The 17,870-nt window shown below is 46.5% G+C and carries 11 protein-coding genes; 3 read left to right on the top strand and 8 right to left on the bottom strand.

The genetic code is table 11. The features are described from left to right. The first annotated feature begins 137 nt into the window (after positions 1-137). Positions 138-1,421 (top strand): glutamate-1-semialdehyde 2,1-aminomutase, encoded by a 1,284-nt coding sequence (hemL, locus tag EL341_RS04270; protein ID WP_074820030.1) that lies wholly within the window; start codon positions 138-140, stop codon positions 1,419-1,421. Between the two features lie 272 nt (positions 1,422-1,693). After that, positions 1,694-2,581, top strand: coding sequence for an aromatic amino acid DMT transporter YddG (yddG, locus tag EL341_RS04265; protein ID WP_074820031.1), 888 nt, complete (start codon positions 1,694-1,696; stop codon positions 2,579-2,581). Here yddG and yacL read toward each other — a convergent pair. Together yacL and acnB are read right to left on the bottom strand one after the other, a co-directional pair. Next, complete coding sequence (gene yacL / locus EL341_RS04260; protein WP_074820033.1) at positions 2,578-2,940, bottom strand: protein YacL; 363 nt, start codon at positions 2,938-2,940, stop codon at positions 2,578-2,580. The genes yddG and yacL overlap by 4 nt on opposite strands. Before the next feature lie 211 nt (positions 2,941-3,151). Beyond that, complete coding sequence (acnB, locus tag EL341_RS04255) at positions 3,152-5,752, bottom strand: bifunctional aconitate hydratase 2/2-methylisocitrate dehydratase (RefSeq protein ID WP_047782516.1); 2,601 nt, start codon at positions 5,750-5,752, stop codon at positions 3,152-3,154. Between the two features lie 352 nt (positions 5,753-6,104). Here acnB and EL341_RS04250 point away from each other — a divergent pair, with 352 nt between their 5' ends. Next, positions 6,105-6,380: a hypothetical protein gene (locus EL341_RS04250; protein ID WP_047780193.1), complete on the top strand. Its 276-nt coding sequence runs from the start codon at positions 6,105-6,107 to the stop codon at positions 6,378-6,380. 334 nt (positions 6,381-6,714) lie between these two features. Here EL341_RS04250 and EL341_RS04245 read toward each other — a convergent pair whose 3' ends face one another. The 6 genes from EL341_RS04245 to aceE form a co-directional block, all read right to left on the bottom strand. After that, positions 6,715-9,399, bottom strand: a complete 2,685-nt coding sequence (locus tag EL341_RS04245) for a beta-N-acetylhexosaminidase (protein ID WP_126467080.1) — start codon at positions 9,397-9,399, stop codon at positions 6,715-6,717. 21 nt (positions 9,400-9,420) lie between these two features. After that, positions 9,421-9,750, bottom strand: coding sequence for a ChiQ/YbfN family lipoprotein (gene chiQ, locus EL341_RS04240; RefSeq protein WP_047780191.1), 330 nt, complete (start codon positions 9,748-9,750; stop codon positions 9,421-9,423). 57 nt (positions 9,751-9,807) lie between these two features. Beyond that, positions 9,808-11,202: a chitoporin ChiP gene (chiP, locus tag EL341_RS04235; protein WP_408634896.1), complete on the bottom strand. Its 1,395-nt coding sequence runs from the start codon at positions 11,200-11,202 to the stop codon at positions 9,808-9,810. Positions 11,203-11,688: 486 nt separating this feature from the next. After that, positions 11,689-13,113: a dihydrolipoyl dehydrogenase gene (gene lpdA / locus EL341_RS04230; RefSeq protein ID WP_047780190.1), complete on the bottom strand. Its 1,425-nt coding sequence runs from the start codon at positions 13,111-13,113 to the stop codon at positions 11,689-11,691. Between the two features lie 180 nt (positions 13,114-13,293). After that, positions 13,294-15,165, bottom strand: a complete 1,872-nt coding sequence (aceF, locus tag EL341_RS04225) for a pyruvate dehydrogenase complex dihydrolipoyllysine-residue acetyltransferase (RefSeq protein ID WP_126467078.1) — start codon at positions 15,163-15,165, stop codon at positions 13,294-13,296. A 14-nt stretch (positions 15,166-15,179) separates the two neighbouring features. Then, on the bottom strand, positions 15,180-17,849 hold the full coding sequence (aceE, locus tag EL341_RS04220) for a pyruvate dehydrogenase (acetyl-transferring), homodimeric type (RefSeq protein ID WP_047780188.1): 2,670 nt from the start codon (positions 17,847-17,849) through the stop codon (positions 15,180-15,182). Positions 17,850-17,870: the final 21 nt, after the last annotated feature.

The following is a 17,870-nucleotide window of genomic DNA, read 5'->3' as shown; positions in this document are numbered from 1 at the left end:
CCCATATCAACGCTATCTCATCCTTCGCTGAACAGAAAAGTTTGGTAAACAATCTAAAGCTGATATTTATCCCTACTTCTTTTACAATAGTTGAAAGTTCTATTCCCTCTCCAGAATAACAAGGCAGGAGCCGATTCATGAGTAAATCAGAAAGTTTGTATGCACAAGCACAGCAAGTGATTCCGGGTGGTGTTAACTCGCCGGTTCGCGCATTCACTGGGGTGGGCGGCGTACCGCTATTTGTTGAACGCGCTGACGGAGCCTACCTGTACGATGCAGACGATAAAGCCTATATCGACTACGTGGGCTCATGGGGCCCGATGATTCTGGGTCACAATAATGATGTGATTCGTGATGCGGTAATTGAGGCGGTACAGCGTGGCTTAAGTTTCGGCGCGCCAACCGAAATGGAAGTTGAAATGGCTACTCTGGTCACCGAACTGGTTCCCTCTATGGATATGGTCCGTATGGTGAACTCCGGTACCGAAGCCACCATGAGCGCAATTCGTCTAGCGCGTGGTTTTACCGGCCGTGACAAAATTATCAAGTTTGAAGGCTGCTACCATGGTCACGCAGACTGCCTATTGGTAAAAGCGGGTTCCGGCGCTTTAACCTTGGGCCAACCTAATTCACCCGGTGTACCCGCTGATTTCGCTAAACACACCCTGACCTGTACCTATAATGATTTGAATACCGTACGTCAGGCGTTTGAGCAAAACCTTAATGATATCGCCTGTATTATCGTTGAGCCCGTTGCCGGTAATATGAACTGTATTCCACCATCTGCGGATTTTCTCCCTGGTTTACGTCAGCTTTGTGATGAATATGGCGCACTGCTGATCATTGATGAAGTGATGACCGGTTTCCGTGTCGCCTTGGGTGGCGCTCAGGCCTATTATAATGTGACGCCTGATTTGACCTGTTTAGGGAAAATCATCGGTGGCGGTATGCCCGTTGGCGCTTTCGGCGGTCGTCGGGATGTAATGGCGGCACTCGCGCCAACTGGACCGGTTTATCAAGCCGGTACCTTATCCGGTAACCCAATTGCTATGGCTGCCGGTTATGCTTGCCTGAGTCAATTGACCGATGTTGGTGTTTACTCACAGTTGGCAGAGAGAACCAAACAGCTAGCAGAAGGCCTGCTAAACGCCGCCCAAAGACAAGGAATTCCGCTGGTAATGAACTATGTGGGCGGCATGTTCGGTATCTTCTTTACCGATGCTGACAGCGTGACCTGCTATCAAGATGTTGTACAGTGCGATGTTGAACGCTTTAAGAAATTCTTCCACTTGATGTTGGAAGAAGGCGTTTATTTAGCACCATCCGCTTTTGAAGCAGGTTTTATGTCACTGGCTCACTCAAAAGAAGATATTCAGCGCACCATCGATGCCGCTGAACGTAGCTTTGCTAAGCTAGCGTAATCGTCAATGAAAAACCGGCTACCTTGAAGATGTAGCCGGTTTTTATTCACCGACCATCCCGATACTTATCTTATTCATCCAATCACCAACAGCAAATTTCACCCCCTTAGCCAAAAAGACCAGAACCAAAGTGGGGTAAAAGCCTATTTATCTGGATTAATTTCCAACTTTTCCATATTAGAAAAGCTTTAACTCATTGAACAATATTCAAGATTCTAAAGTCTTAAGATAGTGTTAAACTCTGGCTTAACCTTTGTCAGTGTAATTATTCAATGACCAGAATCGGAACGTTGTCAGGCATCATTGCCATTTTATTGTGGAGTATGAGCGTCGCCCTTACCCGCAGTATTTCAGAAGTGTTGGGCCCCTTCGGCGCCGGTGCAGCGATTTACAGCGTGAGCGGCATATTAGTTTTATGCGTAACAGGCCTACCCAAATTACAGGAACAGCGCCCGGCGTATATTTGGGGCTGCGGCTCGCTGTTTGTCATTTATATGGTGTGCTTTGCGCTGGCTATCGGTATGGCGACCGACCGGGCTCAGGCGCTGGAAATAGGGTTAATCAACTATCTGTGGCCCAGTCTAACGCTGGCCTTGGCGCTACCATTACTCAATATTAAAGCACGCTGGTGGCTATGGCCGGGCATTATTTTGGCCTTTGCAGGCGTCGTTTGGGTGGTTAGCGGAGGGGCGTTAAACCTCTCTGAATTTGTGACTCATGCCGGACAAAATCCCCTCGCTTATCTACTTGCAGCGACGGCGGCAATTTCATGGGCTCTTTATTCAAATCTGGTCAGAATTTACTGCCGCGGTAAGGGTGCACTCCCCCTATTCCTCTTGGTCACCTCAGCCTGCTTATGGCTAATGACTGCGCTGTTTTCCCATATGCCGGATACGCTACCGTCATCGAATACGCTATTAGAATTACTGCTGATGGGAGCCACTACGGCGGTTGCCTATGTCTGCTGGGATAAAGCCATGCGACAAGGTAATGTTACGCTGGTGGCTGCGCTATCCTATTTTACCCCGTTGTTCTCTATTTTAATGGCTAGCCTATGGCTCAGCACTTGGCCGGGGAGCGCATTCTGGTCAGGTGTTGCGCTAGTTATCATTGGCTCTTTACTGTGTTGGTCTGCCAGCCCAAAAGCCAACAGTAATTAACGTTCCGCTAAAAAACGACGATATGCCTGTAATACACTCAGAAAATCTTCTACACCACATAGAGACAGGCTTTCTTCATCGTAATAAAACATCCCCTCCTCCATTTCATCACCTTCCAGATCCATCTGATTGGCACGAACAATCACTTCTTCGCCATCCAACCATAACGTATATTCATGTCCAATCTTTTGCCATTGCCGTTCACTGCCCTGAACGTGTTTTATCGCCTGTTCCACTTCATCCAACAGCGCCAGATCATTTTTAACCTCTTCATTGAGCCAATGACCTACGGCTTCATGCCCCATCGAAAAACTGGCAAATACCTGACCGGTAACGTCAGTTCTGAATTCATAGTCCATATTACGCTCCTGTCATAATGTAACGTCTACCCACGCACAGCATTGTCCATGCGCTTACCCTGACACATGATAAGCACTTCTTACCCCACCAGACTATCTTATTTTTTTGTTTATGCTGACGTGAATAAAAAAACCACGCCAATTGGCGTGGTTAACTTGATGACAAAATTATCAATTGCTAAGCAACAGGATAAGATTGCCTTTCAACCATTCAAACGGCGGACTGGAAAATCACGCCTTCCGCTTTCTTGGTATACTCATTCAACCGATCGAAATTAAGATAACGATAGGTATCATCAGCGGTTTTATCCACCTCAACCATATAAGCCAGATACTCTTCCGTTGTTGGTAAACGACCAAGTATAGCCGCTACTGCCGCCAGTTCAGCCGAAGCCAGATAAACATTGGCACCATTACCTAAACGGTTAGGGAAGTTACGCGTCGAGGTTGAAACCACCGTGGCACCTTCATTAACCCGAGCCTGATTACCCATACACAATGAACAGCCCGGCATTTCAATACGTGCCCCGCTCTGTCCAAAAATGCTGTAATAACCTTCTTCACTGAGCTGAGTTGCATCCATCTTGGTTGGTGGCGTTACCCACAAGCGAGTTGGTAACTTACCTTTGAAGTTTTCCAGCAGTTTACCTGCCGCACGGAAATGGCCGATATTGGTCATACAGGAACCAATAAATACTTCATCGATCTTGTCTCCGGTGACATCCGACAGTAAACGGGCATCGTCCGGATCGTTTGGCGCACACAGAATTGGCTGTTTAATCTGATTCAGATCGATATCCAGTACTGCAGCATATTCTGCATCGGAATCGGCTTCCATCAGCTGTGGATTCGCCAACCAAGCTTGCATATCATTTATGCGGCGCTCAAGAGTACGAGCATCACCATAACCTTCGGCAATCATCCACTTCAGCATCACGATATTAGAGCGCAGATACTCTGCCACCGGTTCTTTATTCAGCTTAATGGTACAAGCTGCCGCAGAGCGTTCCGCTGAAGCATCCGCCAGTTCAAACGCCTGCTCCGCTTTCAGATCCGGTAAACCTTCAATCTCCAGAATTCGACCGGAGAAAATGTTCTTCTTGCCGGTCTTCTCAACGGTGAGTAAACCCTGCTGAATCGCATAGTAAGGGATGGCATGAACCAGATCGCGTAAGGTAATCCCCGGTTGCATTTTACCGCTAAAACGAACCAATACTGACTCTGGCATATCCAGAGGCATCACCCCGGTCGCAGCAGCAAAGGCAACCAGACCTGAGCCGGCCGGGAAGGAAATACCAATCGGGAAACGGGTATGGGAATCCGCGCCAGTACCAACGGTATCCGGTAACAGCATACGGTTCAGCCATGAGTGGATAATACCGTCACCCGGACGCAGAGAAACGCCGCCGCGGTTCATCATAAAATCAGGCAGGGAATGATGCATCTGCACGTCTACCGGCTTTGGATAGGCCGCAGTGTGACAGAAGGACTGCATCACCAAATCTGCTGAAAATCCCAGACAGGCTAAGTCTTTCAGTTCATCACGCGTCATACCGCCGGTGGTATCCTGAGAACCAACCGAGGTCATTTTTGGCTCACAATATTCACCAGGGCGTACACCTTTCACGCCACAGGCTTTACCTACCATCTTCTGCGCCAGCGTATAACCTTTGCTAGAAGCATGGGCAGACTGAGCCTGAACAAAGATATCGCTGGCGGCTAAACCGAGTGATTCTCTGGCCTTTGAGGTTAAACCACGACCAATAATTAATGGAATACGGCCACCGGCACGCACTTCATCCATCAATACATCGGTCTTCAATGAGAAGGTTGCCAGCAGTTCATTATTGTCATGACGACGGATCTCACCCTTTCTCGGGTAAATATCAATCACATCGCCGGTATTCAATTTAGAAACATCGACATCTTCAATGGGTAAGGCACCCGCATCTTCCATAGTATTAAAGAAGATAGGTGCAATTTTGCCACCCAGAACCACGCCACCGCTACGCTTATTCGGCACGTAAGGGATATCGTTGCCCATAAACCATAACACGGAGTTAGTGGCTGATTTACGTGATGAACCCGTACCGACCACATCCCCCACATAAACCAGAGGGAAGCCTTGCTGTTTCAGCTCCTCCAGTTTTTTGATCGGTCCGATTTGACCAGGCTGATCGGGAACAATCCCATCGCGAGGGTTCTTCAGCATCGCCATCGCATGTAAAGGAATATCAGGACGTGACCAGGCATCTGGTGCCGGCGACAGGTCATCGGTATTGGTTTCACCGCTGACTTTAAATACCGTCATGGTGAGCTTATCGGCCAGCGCAGGGCGAGACAAGAACCAGTCTGCATTAGCCCATGATTGCATGACCTGCTGAGCATACTTGTTGCCCGCTTTGGCTTTCGCTTCCACATCATAGAAGCTATCGAACATCAACAACGTATGAGATAGCTCTTTAACCGCAATAGGTGCCAGCTTTTCATTATCCAGCGCATCAATCATTGGTTGAATGTTATAGCCGCCCTGCATAGTACCTAGTAATTCCAAGGCTTTTTCCGCGGAGACTAACGGCGATTTGGCCTCGCCACTCACCAAGGCGGCAAGAAAGCCGGCCTTAACATAAGCAGCTTCATCTACACCCGGCGGGACACGGTTAATCAGAAGATCGAGAAGAAACGCATCTTCTCCGGCCGGTGGATTCTTTAATAATGTCACCAAACCCGCCATCTGTTCTGCATTTAATGGTTTTGGCACGATACCTTCGGCGCTACGTTCGGCAACGTGTTTACGGTATTCCTCTAGCACGACGACTTCCCCCACGATCATTGTTATATTTAAGCAGCCAAACTTATGGCCTTGATCGCCATAACCTTGCTTATCTGCGGTATATTCGGACTGAGAGTAAATTGCATCAGAGCGCTGATTTAACCTAGCGATATACGGAGATTTTGTTAGTTCAATCACATAAAGTCTATATACACTTTATGGTCTTTATGACGCAAATAGACTCGCTGTTTTGACTATATTATCAGAGCCCATCTCACATAGCATTTTATTACATTTTGATTACAATTTTGCAATAAAAACAGCGTTCGTTTTTAGCCTATAAATCAGTTATATTAGAAGGCTATCACATCATTCATGCAAGGATGCCAGAATGAAGCATAAAAAACGCTCAAATACCTATTGCATTATCTTTACCGTTATCTCTGCTCTCGCTTTATTGCTGGTTAACCATATTGTTAGCTACGACTTTCACCCTGATATCTATCCGCACGTTACCGATAACAGTATGACAGAGCTGGAATGGGATCCCTTTATTTCATCATTAAAGTTTGGTTTGAAATATATCCTGTTAGCGCTATTTCCTATCTCTATCGCTTTTTGTACTCTGCTATTTATCGGCTTTCGTGATGAAAATAGTCAAGGCTAGCGGGCAAAACTCACCTTTCCCCTGCGGTTTCAGCGCCCATAAATAAAAAAACCTCTGGTAAAAATACCAGAGGCTGTTCCCGTCAGGATTAGAGTACGATAAACCACAGTATCCAATATAAATCAGTAAACTATGCTCCGCTTGATACTCACCTCCCTAACGCATAATACCCATAAAACGGAGTAAAACAGGGTATCCGGAAACCAATCACAACTCCAACAGAGAACAACGATAGACAAATTATGACATGGACGCAGAGTGTAACGATCTGTTTGCAATATCATTATGTCCCCTGTTCCGGCGCAATAAATCGGCCGGAACAGGAATGGTAATGCTATTTCACACTTACCGGTTCTGCCCGGCTAAAACGCTTACCATCATGGCTTTGGCTACGAACCCAAACTTCGCCTTTCACAGCAGGCTTAGCTTTATCATCGTAACGTTTCCAGCTCTTACCACCGTCAGCCGAGTATTCAATAATCATGCCCGGCAGAGCAATGTTGGCTTCCAGCTTGCCATCCACCACTTTAGCTCCAGGAACAGGTAAGCGATAAGCAACGCCGGCTTTATCCAGCTTCGCGAGTTCGCGCTGGCCAACGATATTGGCGAACAATACCCAATCTTTGTTCAGAGCAGTTTGATCAACAAACTTCGTCTCTCCACCTTTAAACTCTTTCCCTTTCTGGTAGTCCAGTTCCCAGGCCGCACGGTGCCACGCGCGTTCTGCCAGCGGTAATATACGAGGGTAAAGCATATATTCCATCTGATCGTCGGTACGTATCGTTTCGCTCCAGGCTTGTCCGGATAAACCATACGATCCCGGCCATTCTTTATCGCTCTTAGCGCTAAAGGCGTTGCCATCACGGTCAACGGAAGTCTCAGCGTTTTGCGGCAGGTTATTTGGTGCAAAGGCAAAGACTTTACGCTCATCGCTGAAGCGAGTTCCCCAATAGTAACCGCGCTCTTGAGGATTCACCTCATAAGGGAAATCAAAATAGACATAATCCGGGTTGGAGATAATGACCTGATAACCTTTATTGGCCCAGTCATTGGCGGAGTCAAATCCACCCCAGTACAGGGTATCCCAGAAGTTCACGCTCACATTCTTGGTAGCAAAGGCTTTGGCGTCTTTGGCATCTTTCAATCCATCCTGCCATGCTTGCATTTTTTCAATGCCGTGAGCATTAACTAACTTACTCACTTCTAATGCAAAGTGGCTTGGTAAATGCTCAAAATCTTCCACTTTGCCATCTTTAATCATCGTCTGACATACCTGAGACTTAGCCCAAGGTTTGTCCTCTTTGCTCTGATCAATGGTGCCTTTAAAGGCTTCTTTCTTCTCAGCGTTGATATCCTGATAACCCGCACCTAAGCGGATATTTTTCGCTTCATCACCACCGAAATGCCAGGTCGTTAGCGGCTGACCAGCTTCTTTGTGCATAGTAGCAATTTCGCCTATCACTTTATCAACAAAGCGCTTAGACGAGTCCAGACATGGGTTCAGATAGCTATGACGATCGTAGAATTGAACCGAGGTCGTCACTGAATTATCTGTTGGATCTAACAGACGGTATTCATTGGCTTCTTTTTCCTTACCCTCTTTATGCAAGCGATCGTAACGTGCCTCCATCGATACTACAGCAGCGCGGGCATGGGCAGGAATATCGATTTCAGGAATCACTTCAATTTGACGCGCATTGGCGTATTTAACAATCTCAATATAGTCAGCACGACTGAAGTGGCCAGAGCCATTATTATTGCTATCCGGGCCTGAACCTAACTGTGGTAGCAAACAACTTTTCTCAGTTAAATCATGACAGCGCTTGCTGCCGACGTCTGTCAGCTCAGGTAGCCCCGGAATCTCAATGCGCCAACCTTCATCATCACTAAGATGGAAGTGGAATTTATTTAGCTTATAGGCCGACATTTGATCCAATAAACGCAGTACCGCTGCCTTAGAATGGAAGTTACGCCCAACGTCAAGGAAGATAGCGCGGTACTCAAAGCGCGGCGCATCTTTTGCATCTAATGTAGCAATTTTCTTGCTGCCATCAGCTGGTAATAGGGAAAGCATTGATTGCAGGCCGTAGAAAATACCGCTTTGATCGTAGGCCGTAATTTCAGCCCCTTTCTCACCGATGTTCAGCTCATATGCGCCTGATGCGGCCATTGGCCCTTTGAAAGCCTCTTTTGAAACGGTAGCTTTAATTGGATAGCCTGATGCGTTTGAAGCAACACCCAAAGCTTTAAAGTGTTTCAATACCGCTTCAGTAGCCGCTTTATCCAAGTCTTTGGCTTCCAGATAGATGCCTTTACTCAGATCAACATCTTGCTCATGTACCGTCACTTCCATCGGAGTAGGAATGATTTGTCCGCGTAACTCTGTGGCCGGTAGCACGTTTACATCAGCATTCTTGGCAAAACGGTTTTCCGTATTCATCAAAATGTTGTGATCGTCTTTGGTGCGTTTCCAGGTATCACCAAAGTTATTGCCGGCTAATGGCCCGCTGAATTTGCTCAAATCTTCAGTATCAGTACTGGTAATTACTTTAGCTTTAGCCCCTTCAGAAGCCGCGTACCAACGCGGCATCACGTCAGTTTTGAAGATTTGCCAGTATTCAACAATAATCGGAATTTCAACCGCTTTATTGGCCGGGAATGAAGTGAATTTATCCGTTGGTTCCAGCTTATGTAAATCACCGGTCACGTGAGTAATTTTAAATTGGTCATTATCAACGCGTAAGATCTGACGGATACTGTGGAAATAGATAGCCCAGTCTTTACCTTTCACTTCCGCTGATGGGTTAGTTAAAGTGATGGTGACTTTATTACAGGATGCCCAGTCAGCACCCAACGCACTACAATCGACGCCGTGATCGGCGGCCTGATTGTCGACAATTTGGTAATTAACTTTAAAATGGCTGAGTTGATCGACGGTTTTCTGATCGGCATTAGCGGCACCTATAAAGCTACAGCTGGCAGCTAATGCGGCAATGGTACTGAGTTTAAACTTTTGCATGCTTAACTTGCTCCATTTCAATTATTCATTATTCGCACGAATTTCTTGCCATATTTTTCCGCACTGCTTGGCATAAGCCTGACCGTTCCCAGTCTCTGCGGCCTGAATACAATTTTGATAATCCAGTACGCGGACTGTCTCTTTTTCAGCAAATGCTTGATGCTTTTCGTCCTGCTTCAGCACCGCTAAAATAGACTGACAGGCCTGAACCTTTTCGACTGACCCTTCTGCGGTTTTAATACAATTACTGTAGGCCTGCTTCAAATCTGATTCTTCTTGGGTATTTTCTGACTGAGATGCGCAAGCACTTAAACCAACGGTCATAGCAACAATAAGTAATAGCTTTTTCATACAGAAACTCCTGTTAAAAAGCCCCACTTAGCTATGGCTAAGTGGGGCATAGGAACATTAGAAAATAGTAAACGGTGCAATCACCATAAATTTAACATCGCGCTCATCCTGGAAGACGTTGCCGTAACCGCCGCCCCAGCTAGGGTTATTTGAGTGATTGTCGTATTGTGTGAAGTGCAGTTTAAATAACGTCCCTTTTGCCCGCCCTTCCTGTATGGTATACAGCGCATCTAAGCTGTAAGCACTCTCTTTCAAGCGTTGGCTTTGATCGTATATCGGGTTGGTACTCGGTTTTGCATCCCAGGCATAGACGTAAGAACCACCAACCGCCCATCCCGGCAGATCCCACTTACTTAAGTCATACATTACGCCGCCAAATATGGCTTTTTCGCCGTTGGCGTTAAAGTCTGAGCGGTTATCCCACCAGATATCTAAACGACCGTTAGATGAGGCATAGGTAGGCGTCATACGCTGCAGGAAGAAACCTTGATTACCTTCCGCCTTGATCCAAGTACCTTCCAGACGGAAATCAAACTGGTCAACTTTGTAGCCCATGGTTAATGCCTGAGTCCAAGCTAAGCCATCATAAATATCATTAACGCCACCGCCGCTGACCTTATCTTCGGTACCGTAGAACTGGTAGCTGGTGGTCATCGGATGACCCGCCACGTCAAACTTATAAGAACCTTTAGCAAAATACTGATTCACATAACCTTGTGCCTGACCAAAGGCGCCTTCCAGCACAAAATCGTTTTTAAAATCATACTTCGCACCGAGAGAGTGCAAATAATCAACTTTGGTCTTTTTATCGTTTTGATAGAAATTATCAGTTTGCGTATGCCATGGAGCCTTATATTCATTGGCCCACATATAAGAGAAGCTCAGCGCACCTGCGCTACCGTAGTCAAAATTAGCGCCAGCTTCGGCACCTTGATATGTACCCGGTAATAAACTCCAGTGTGGCGCTAATAGCGTCTGCCCCGTTGGCTGAATGTAACCTGCTCTTGCCCAAACCGGGCCATACTTAAATTTAGCTGCCGCTCTATACAGGCTGATTCCGCTCTTATCCCCGGAATAATCTTCTTCATAGGTTCTGTTTTTGGAAGAGAAGGCAATTTCGTTCGGGTGACCACTATCATGAGCCTCACCCATTTCAATAGCGGTAAACACCCCAAGATCAAGACCAAACATATCGGCAGCATAACCGGAGTTAAAATCCAGATTGGCGTTCCAGGTAGAATGAGACAGGTTGGTTTCATAGTGACCAGTAGAGATATCTTTACGATCGCGCTCGCGTTGCCAATAGTAAATGCCACCGGTCAAGGTAGAATCCTCAATAAATCCCTTACCTTCTTCCGCTGAAGCAGCTGGGGCAAAGAACTGACCGGAAGCCATTGTGGCACCGGCGATAACATATGCTAAATATTTTCTTTTAAAAAAATTCTTCACCATCATCCTAGCCGCCTCCAAGATAATACTTCGTTAAGTAAACCCATTCTGAAATCCTTACTGAGTGGGTTTTTGTAATGTTTAGTCAGTTTAAGCATATTTTTCGCGTCGCGAATTATCAAATCAAAAATTAACTAAATGTTAAAATTTTGACCTATGGCACAAAATGATAAAAAATAGCCATAATGTGACGCCTTGGCTTATCTTTTTTTAATTTATTGTTTTTTATTTAATTTATTTTTTATCTACAACGCATCGAAATCATTAAAAAACAACATTGTTATCACAAAGATAATTTTCAATTAAAAATAATTACGGAACCCGGCATCATATTTTTCATTGCAAAAAATGATACTGTCATATCTTTTTAACAATAAACAACAGAAAGGGAATTAAATAGGATAGGAATAGTAGAAATATATGACGTAAATTTTCGACATAAAAAAACCGCCGAAGCGGTTTTTTTTATTCATCTAGCACAACAGGCTATTATTTTTTCTTAGCTTTTGCGTTTGGTAGGTCAGTAATAGTACCTTCATAAACCTCAGCAGCTAAACCAACTGATTCATGCAACGTTGGGTGCGCATGGATAGTCAGTGCAATATCTTCCGCATCACAGCCCATTTCGATTGCCAGGCCAATTTCACCCAGCAACTCACCGCCGTTAGTACCAACAATGGCACCACCGATAATACGGTGAGATTCTTTATCAAAAATAAGCTTAGTCATACCATCTGAACAGTCAGAAGCAATAGCACGACCGGAGGCCGCCCATGGGAAAGTGGATACTTCATAGTTAATCCCTTTCTCTTTCGCTTCTTTCTCGGTTAAACCAACCCATGCAACTTCAGGTTCAGTATAAGCAATGGATGGGATCACTTTCGGATCAAAATAGTGTTTCTTACCAGAAATAACTTCGGCAGCAACGTGACCTTCATGAACGCCTTTATGCGCCAACATCGGTTGACCAACAACGTCACCAATAGCATAGATATGCGGTACATTGGTACGCATTTGCTTATCAACATGGATAAAGCCACGGTCATCAACTTCAACGCCAGCCTTACCTGCTTCCAATAGCTTACCGTTAGGTGTGCGACCGATAGCAACCAGAACGGCATCATAACACTGAGGCTCAGCCGGTGCTTTTTTACCTTCCATCGTGACATAGATACCGTCTTCTTTCGCTTCAACGGCAGTCACTTTGGTTTCCAGCATCAGATTAAACTGCTTACTAATGCGTTTAGTGAAAACTTTCACTATGTCTTTATCCGCAGCAGGGATCACCTGATCGAACATTTCTACTACGTCAATTTGTGAACCCAGAGCATGGTAAACGGTACCCATTTCCAGTCCGATAATACCACCACCCATCACCAACAGACGCTTAGGCACACTTTTCAGCTCTAATGCATCAGTAGAATCCCAAATGCGTGGGTCTTCATGAGGAATAAACGGCAATTGAATAGGACGAGAACCGGCAGCGATAATCGCATTATCAAAATTAATATTCGTTATGCCGTTTTCGCCTTCTACCGCAATGGTGTTTGGACCGACAAATTTGCCGTAACCATTAACCACCTGAACCTTACGCATCTTAGCCATACCAGCCAGACCGCCGGTCAGTTGATCGATAACTTTTTCTTTCCAAACGCGGACTTTATCAATATCGGTTTTTGGCTCACCAAAAACAATACCGTGTACCGCTAAGGCTTTAGCCTCTTCAATCACTTTAGCAACGTGAAGCAGTGCTTTTGAAGGAATACAACCTACGTTTAAACACACACCGCCTAACGTGGAATAGCGCTCAACAATAACGGTATCCAGACCTAAGTCCGCACAGCGGAAAGCTGCTGAATAACCCGCGGGACCTGCCCCAAGTACCACAACCTGAGTTTTTATATCAGTACTCATCTATGACCTCTTAATTATTTTCCCGGGCAACCGGCGTTGGTTTCGTTTCATCATAGCTTGCTTTGCCGGAACCTCTACAACCACTTTAGTTTACAGAAACATAACAATTCTGCAAACCGGAGTGTCGATAATTCTGAGCTAGGCAACAATTAAAAGGCCGGCTCACCGCCGGCCCTCAAATTACATCACTAAACGGCGGATGTCGGACATCGCGTTATTAATGAAGCTGATAAAGCGAGCACCATCAGCACCGTCGATCACGCGGTGATCGTAAGAGAGTGCCAGTGGTAACATCAGACGCGGAGCAAACTCTTTACCATTCCAAACTGGCTTCATAGACGATTTAGATACGCCCAGAATAGCCACTTCAGGGGCATTAACGATTGGTGTAAATGCCGTACCACCAATACCACCCAGGCTAGAAATCGTGAAACAACCACCCTGCATATCAGAGGCCGTCAGTTTACCTGCACGTGCTTTCTTGGAGATTTCAGCCAGCTCAAGAGACAGCTCAACAATCCCTTTCTTGTTCACGTCACGGAACACCGGTACAACCAAGCCATTTGGCGTATCCACAGCAACACCAACGTTGATGTATTTCTTCAGCGTTAGTTTTTGACCGTCTTCAGACAGTGAACTGTTAAAGCGAGGCATTTCTTCCAGCGCTTTTGCCACAGCCTTCATGATAAACACCAGCGGGGTGATTTTAAGGTCTGATTTTTTCTTCGCTGCTTCAGCGTTCTGCTGTTTGCGGAATGCTTCTACATCAGTGATATCGGTTTCATCAAACTGCGTAACGTGCGGGATCATCACCCAGTTACGATGCAGGTTAGCACCAGAGATCTTCTGGATACGGCCCAGTTCAACTTCTTCAACTTCACCGAACTTACTGAAATCAACCTTCGGCCAAGGCAGCAGACCTGGCATAGAACCGCCAGCACCGGCAGCTGCACCAGATTCAACGCGCTTAACCGCATCTTTCACATAAGCCTGAACGTCTTCTTTCAGAATACGGCCTTTACGACCCGTACCTTTAACTTTTGCCAGGTTAACACCGAATTCACGCGCAATACGACGAATAACCGGCGTTGCGTGCACGTAGGCATCGTTCTCAGTAAACTCATTGCTACCGGCAGAAGCTGGGGCAGCAGGTTTAGCCGCTGCAACTGGCGCAGCAGGAGCCGCACTGGCAGCCGGAGCTGGTGCACTTGCTGCCGCAGGGGCCGCGCCAGCCACTTCAAACACCATAATCAGTGAACCGGTAGACACTTTACTGCCTACCTGAATTTTGATTTCTTTTACGATACCGGCAAATGGCGCTGGCACTTCCATTGAAGCTTTATCGCCTTCAACGGTGATCAGTGATTGTTCAGCCTCAACTTTATCGCCGACTTTCACCATCACTTCAGTGACTTCAACTTCATCACCACCGATATCCGGTACTTGAACATCTTTAGCCGCTGATGCTGCCGGAGCTGATGGTGCCGCAACAGGTGCACTCGCCGCAGCAGGCACTGCGCCCGCCACTTCGAATACCATAATCAGTGAACCGGTAGACACTTTGCTACCAACCTGAATTTTGATCTCTTTTACCGTGCCGGCAAACGGTGCTGGCACTTCCATTGAGGCTTTATCGCCTTCAACAGTAATCAGTGACTGCTCCGCTGTAACGGTATCGCCAACCTTGACCAAAATTTCAGTCACTTCCACTTCATCGCCGCCGATATCAGGAACTTGAACATCTTTGGCAGCAGAAGCCGCTGGCGCGCTGGCTACTGGAGCCGCCGCTGGAGCTTCTGCTTTTGGTGCAGCCGCAGCCGCATCAGCTTCGAAAATCATAATCAGTGAACCAGTAGACACTTTGCTACCGACCTGAATTTTAATTTCTTTTACTACACCGGCCTGCGGTGAAGGTACTTCCATCGAAGCTTTGTCGCCTTCAACGGTGATCAGTGACTGTTCAGCTTCAACTTTGTCACCTGGTTTCACCAGAAGCTCGGTTACTTCTACTTCGTCAGCACCAATATCCGGCACTTTGATTTCAATAGTCATTTAATCTTTACCTCTTATGCCAGACGTGGGTTAACTTTGTCTGCATCGATACCAAATTTGGTAATCGCTTCAGCCACAACGCTGGTATTCACTTCACCACGTTTAGCCAATTCACCCAGAGCAGCAACCACAACATAAGATGCGTCTACTTCAAAGTGGTGGCGCAGGTTTTCACGACTGTCGGAACGACCGAAGCCATCCGTACCCAGTACGCGGAAATCGCTGGCTGGAATAAAGTTACGAATTTGTTCTGCAAACAGCTTCATATAGTCGGTAGAAGCAACCGCTGGTGCATCATTCATCACCTGAGCAACATATGGCACACGCGGAGTTTCTTGCGGATGCAGCATGTTCCAACGCTCACAATCCTGACCATCACGAGCCAGTTCAGTGAATGACGTTACGCTATAAACGTCAGAAGTAATGCCGTAGTCATTTGCCAGAATCTGAGCCGCTTCACGTACGTGAGGCAGAATAGAACCAGAGCCCATTAACTGAACATGGCCTTTACCGTCTTTACCCTTCACCGTTTCCAGCTTATAGATACCCTTACGGATACCCTCTTCAACGCCCTGAGGCATGGCTGGCATATGATAGTTTTCGTTCAGCGTAGTGATGTAGTAGTAAACGTTTTCCTGATTACCGTACATGCGCTGTAAACCGTCATGCATGATGACCGCGACTTCATAAGCGTAAGTTGGGTCATAAGAGATACAGTTAGGGATGGTTAGCGCCTGAATATGGCTATGACCATCTTCGTGCTGTAAACCTTCACCGTTCAGCGTCGTACGACCAGAAGTACCACCAACCAAGAAGCCACGCGCTTGTTGGTCACCTGCCATCCAGCACAGGTCGCCAATACGTTGGAAACCAAACATGGAGTAGTAGATGTAGAACGGAATCATTGGTAAATCGTTGGTGCTGTAAGATGTGGCAGCAGCCAACCATGATGCGCCAGCACCCAGTTCGTTAATACCTTCTTGCAGAATCTGACCTTTCTCATCTTCTTTATAGTAGGCAACTTGCTCACGATCCTGAGGAACGTACTGCTGGCCTTTAGGACTATAAATACCGATTTGACGGAACAGACCTTCCATACCGAAAGTACGCGCTTCATCAGCCAGAATTGGTACTAAACGAGGCCCGATAGAGGCATCTTTCAGCATCACGTTCAATGCACGAACGAAAGCAATAGTGGTAGAAATTTCTTTGTTTTGCTCTTCCAGCAAACCTTTGAAATCATCCAGTGCAGGAATCGTCAGCGCTTCGGTAAATGCTGGTAAGCGAGTTGGTACATAACCCTGCAGCGCTTCACGACGCTCATGCAGATATTTGTACTCTTCAGAATCTTTTTCCAGCGTCAGGAATGGCAGTTTTTCGATGTCTGCATCGGCCACAGGCACATTGAAGCGGTCGCGGAACTGACGAACCCCTTCCATATTCATTTTCTTAACCTGGTGCGCAATGTTTTTACCTTCCGCAGTCTCACCCATACCATAACCTTTGATGGTGTGAGCCAGAATAACGGTTGGTTTGTCCTGAGTTTCCTGCGCTCTCTGCAGTGCTGCATAAACTTTTCTTGGGTCATGACCACCACGGTTTAATGCCCAGATTTCATCGTCAGTCATATCTTTGACTAATGCAGCTGTTTCTGGGTATTTACCGAAGAAGTGTTCACGAACGTAAGCACCGTTCTTAGACTTAAATGTCTGGTAGTCACCGTCGACGGTTTCGTTCATTAACTGAATCAGTTTACCACTGGTGTCTTTACGCAGCAGCTCATCCCAACGGTTGCCCCACATAACCTTGATAACATCCCAGCCAGCACCGCTGAAAATGCCTTCCAGTTCATTGATGATTTTACCGTTACCGGTTACAGGACCATCTAAACGCTGTAGGTTACAGTTGATGATGAAGACCAGGTTATCCAGTTTTTCACGGGTAGCAATGGTAATTGCACCTTTAGATTCTGGCTCATCCATCTCACCGTCACCAAGGAACGCGTAAACGGTTTGTGCAGAAGTATCTTTCAGGCCACGGTGATGCAGATATTTCAGGAAGCGAGCCTGATAAATCGCACTGATTGGACCCAGACCCATGGAAACGGTCGGGAACTGCCAGAATTCAGGCATCAGTTTAGGGTGCGGATAAGAAGACAGTCCTTTACCGTGAACTTCCTGACGGAAGTTATTCATCTGCTCTTCAGTCAGACGGCCTTCAAGGAAGGCACGGGCATAGATTCCTGGGGAAATGTGACCTTGGAAATACACCAAGTCACCGCCGTCTTTCGCATTACGAGCACGGAAGAAGTGGTTAAAACACACTTCATAGATGGTCGCAGATGACTGGAAAGAGGCCATGTGACCGCCCAGTTCCAAGTCTTTCTTGGAAGCGCGCAGTACGGTCATGATAGAGTTCCAACGGATAATAGAACGAATACGGCGCTCTAAATCGAGGTTACCCGGATACGCAGGTTCATCAGCCAGTGCAATGGTATTAATATAATCGCTGGTAGATGATGCACCTGACGGTAAATTAACGCCGGCCTTACGTGCAGACGCCATAACCTGATCAATCAGATATTGAGCACGCTCAACGCCTTCTTCACGGATGACCGATTCGATCGCCTGCAACCAATCGCGGGTTTCAATCGGATCCACGTCTTGATTTACAATTTCCGACATGGTTGTTTCCTTATTCTTTCT

Source organism: Pragia fontium, from assembly GCF_900638655.1.
GTDB lineage: Bacteria > Pseudomonadota > Gammaproteobacteria > Enterobacterales > Enterobacteriaceae > Pragia > Pragia fontium.
The sequence above is the reverse complement of the archived record's forward strand: the minus strand, read 5'-3'. Positions and strand labels throughout refer to the sequence as shown.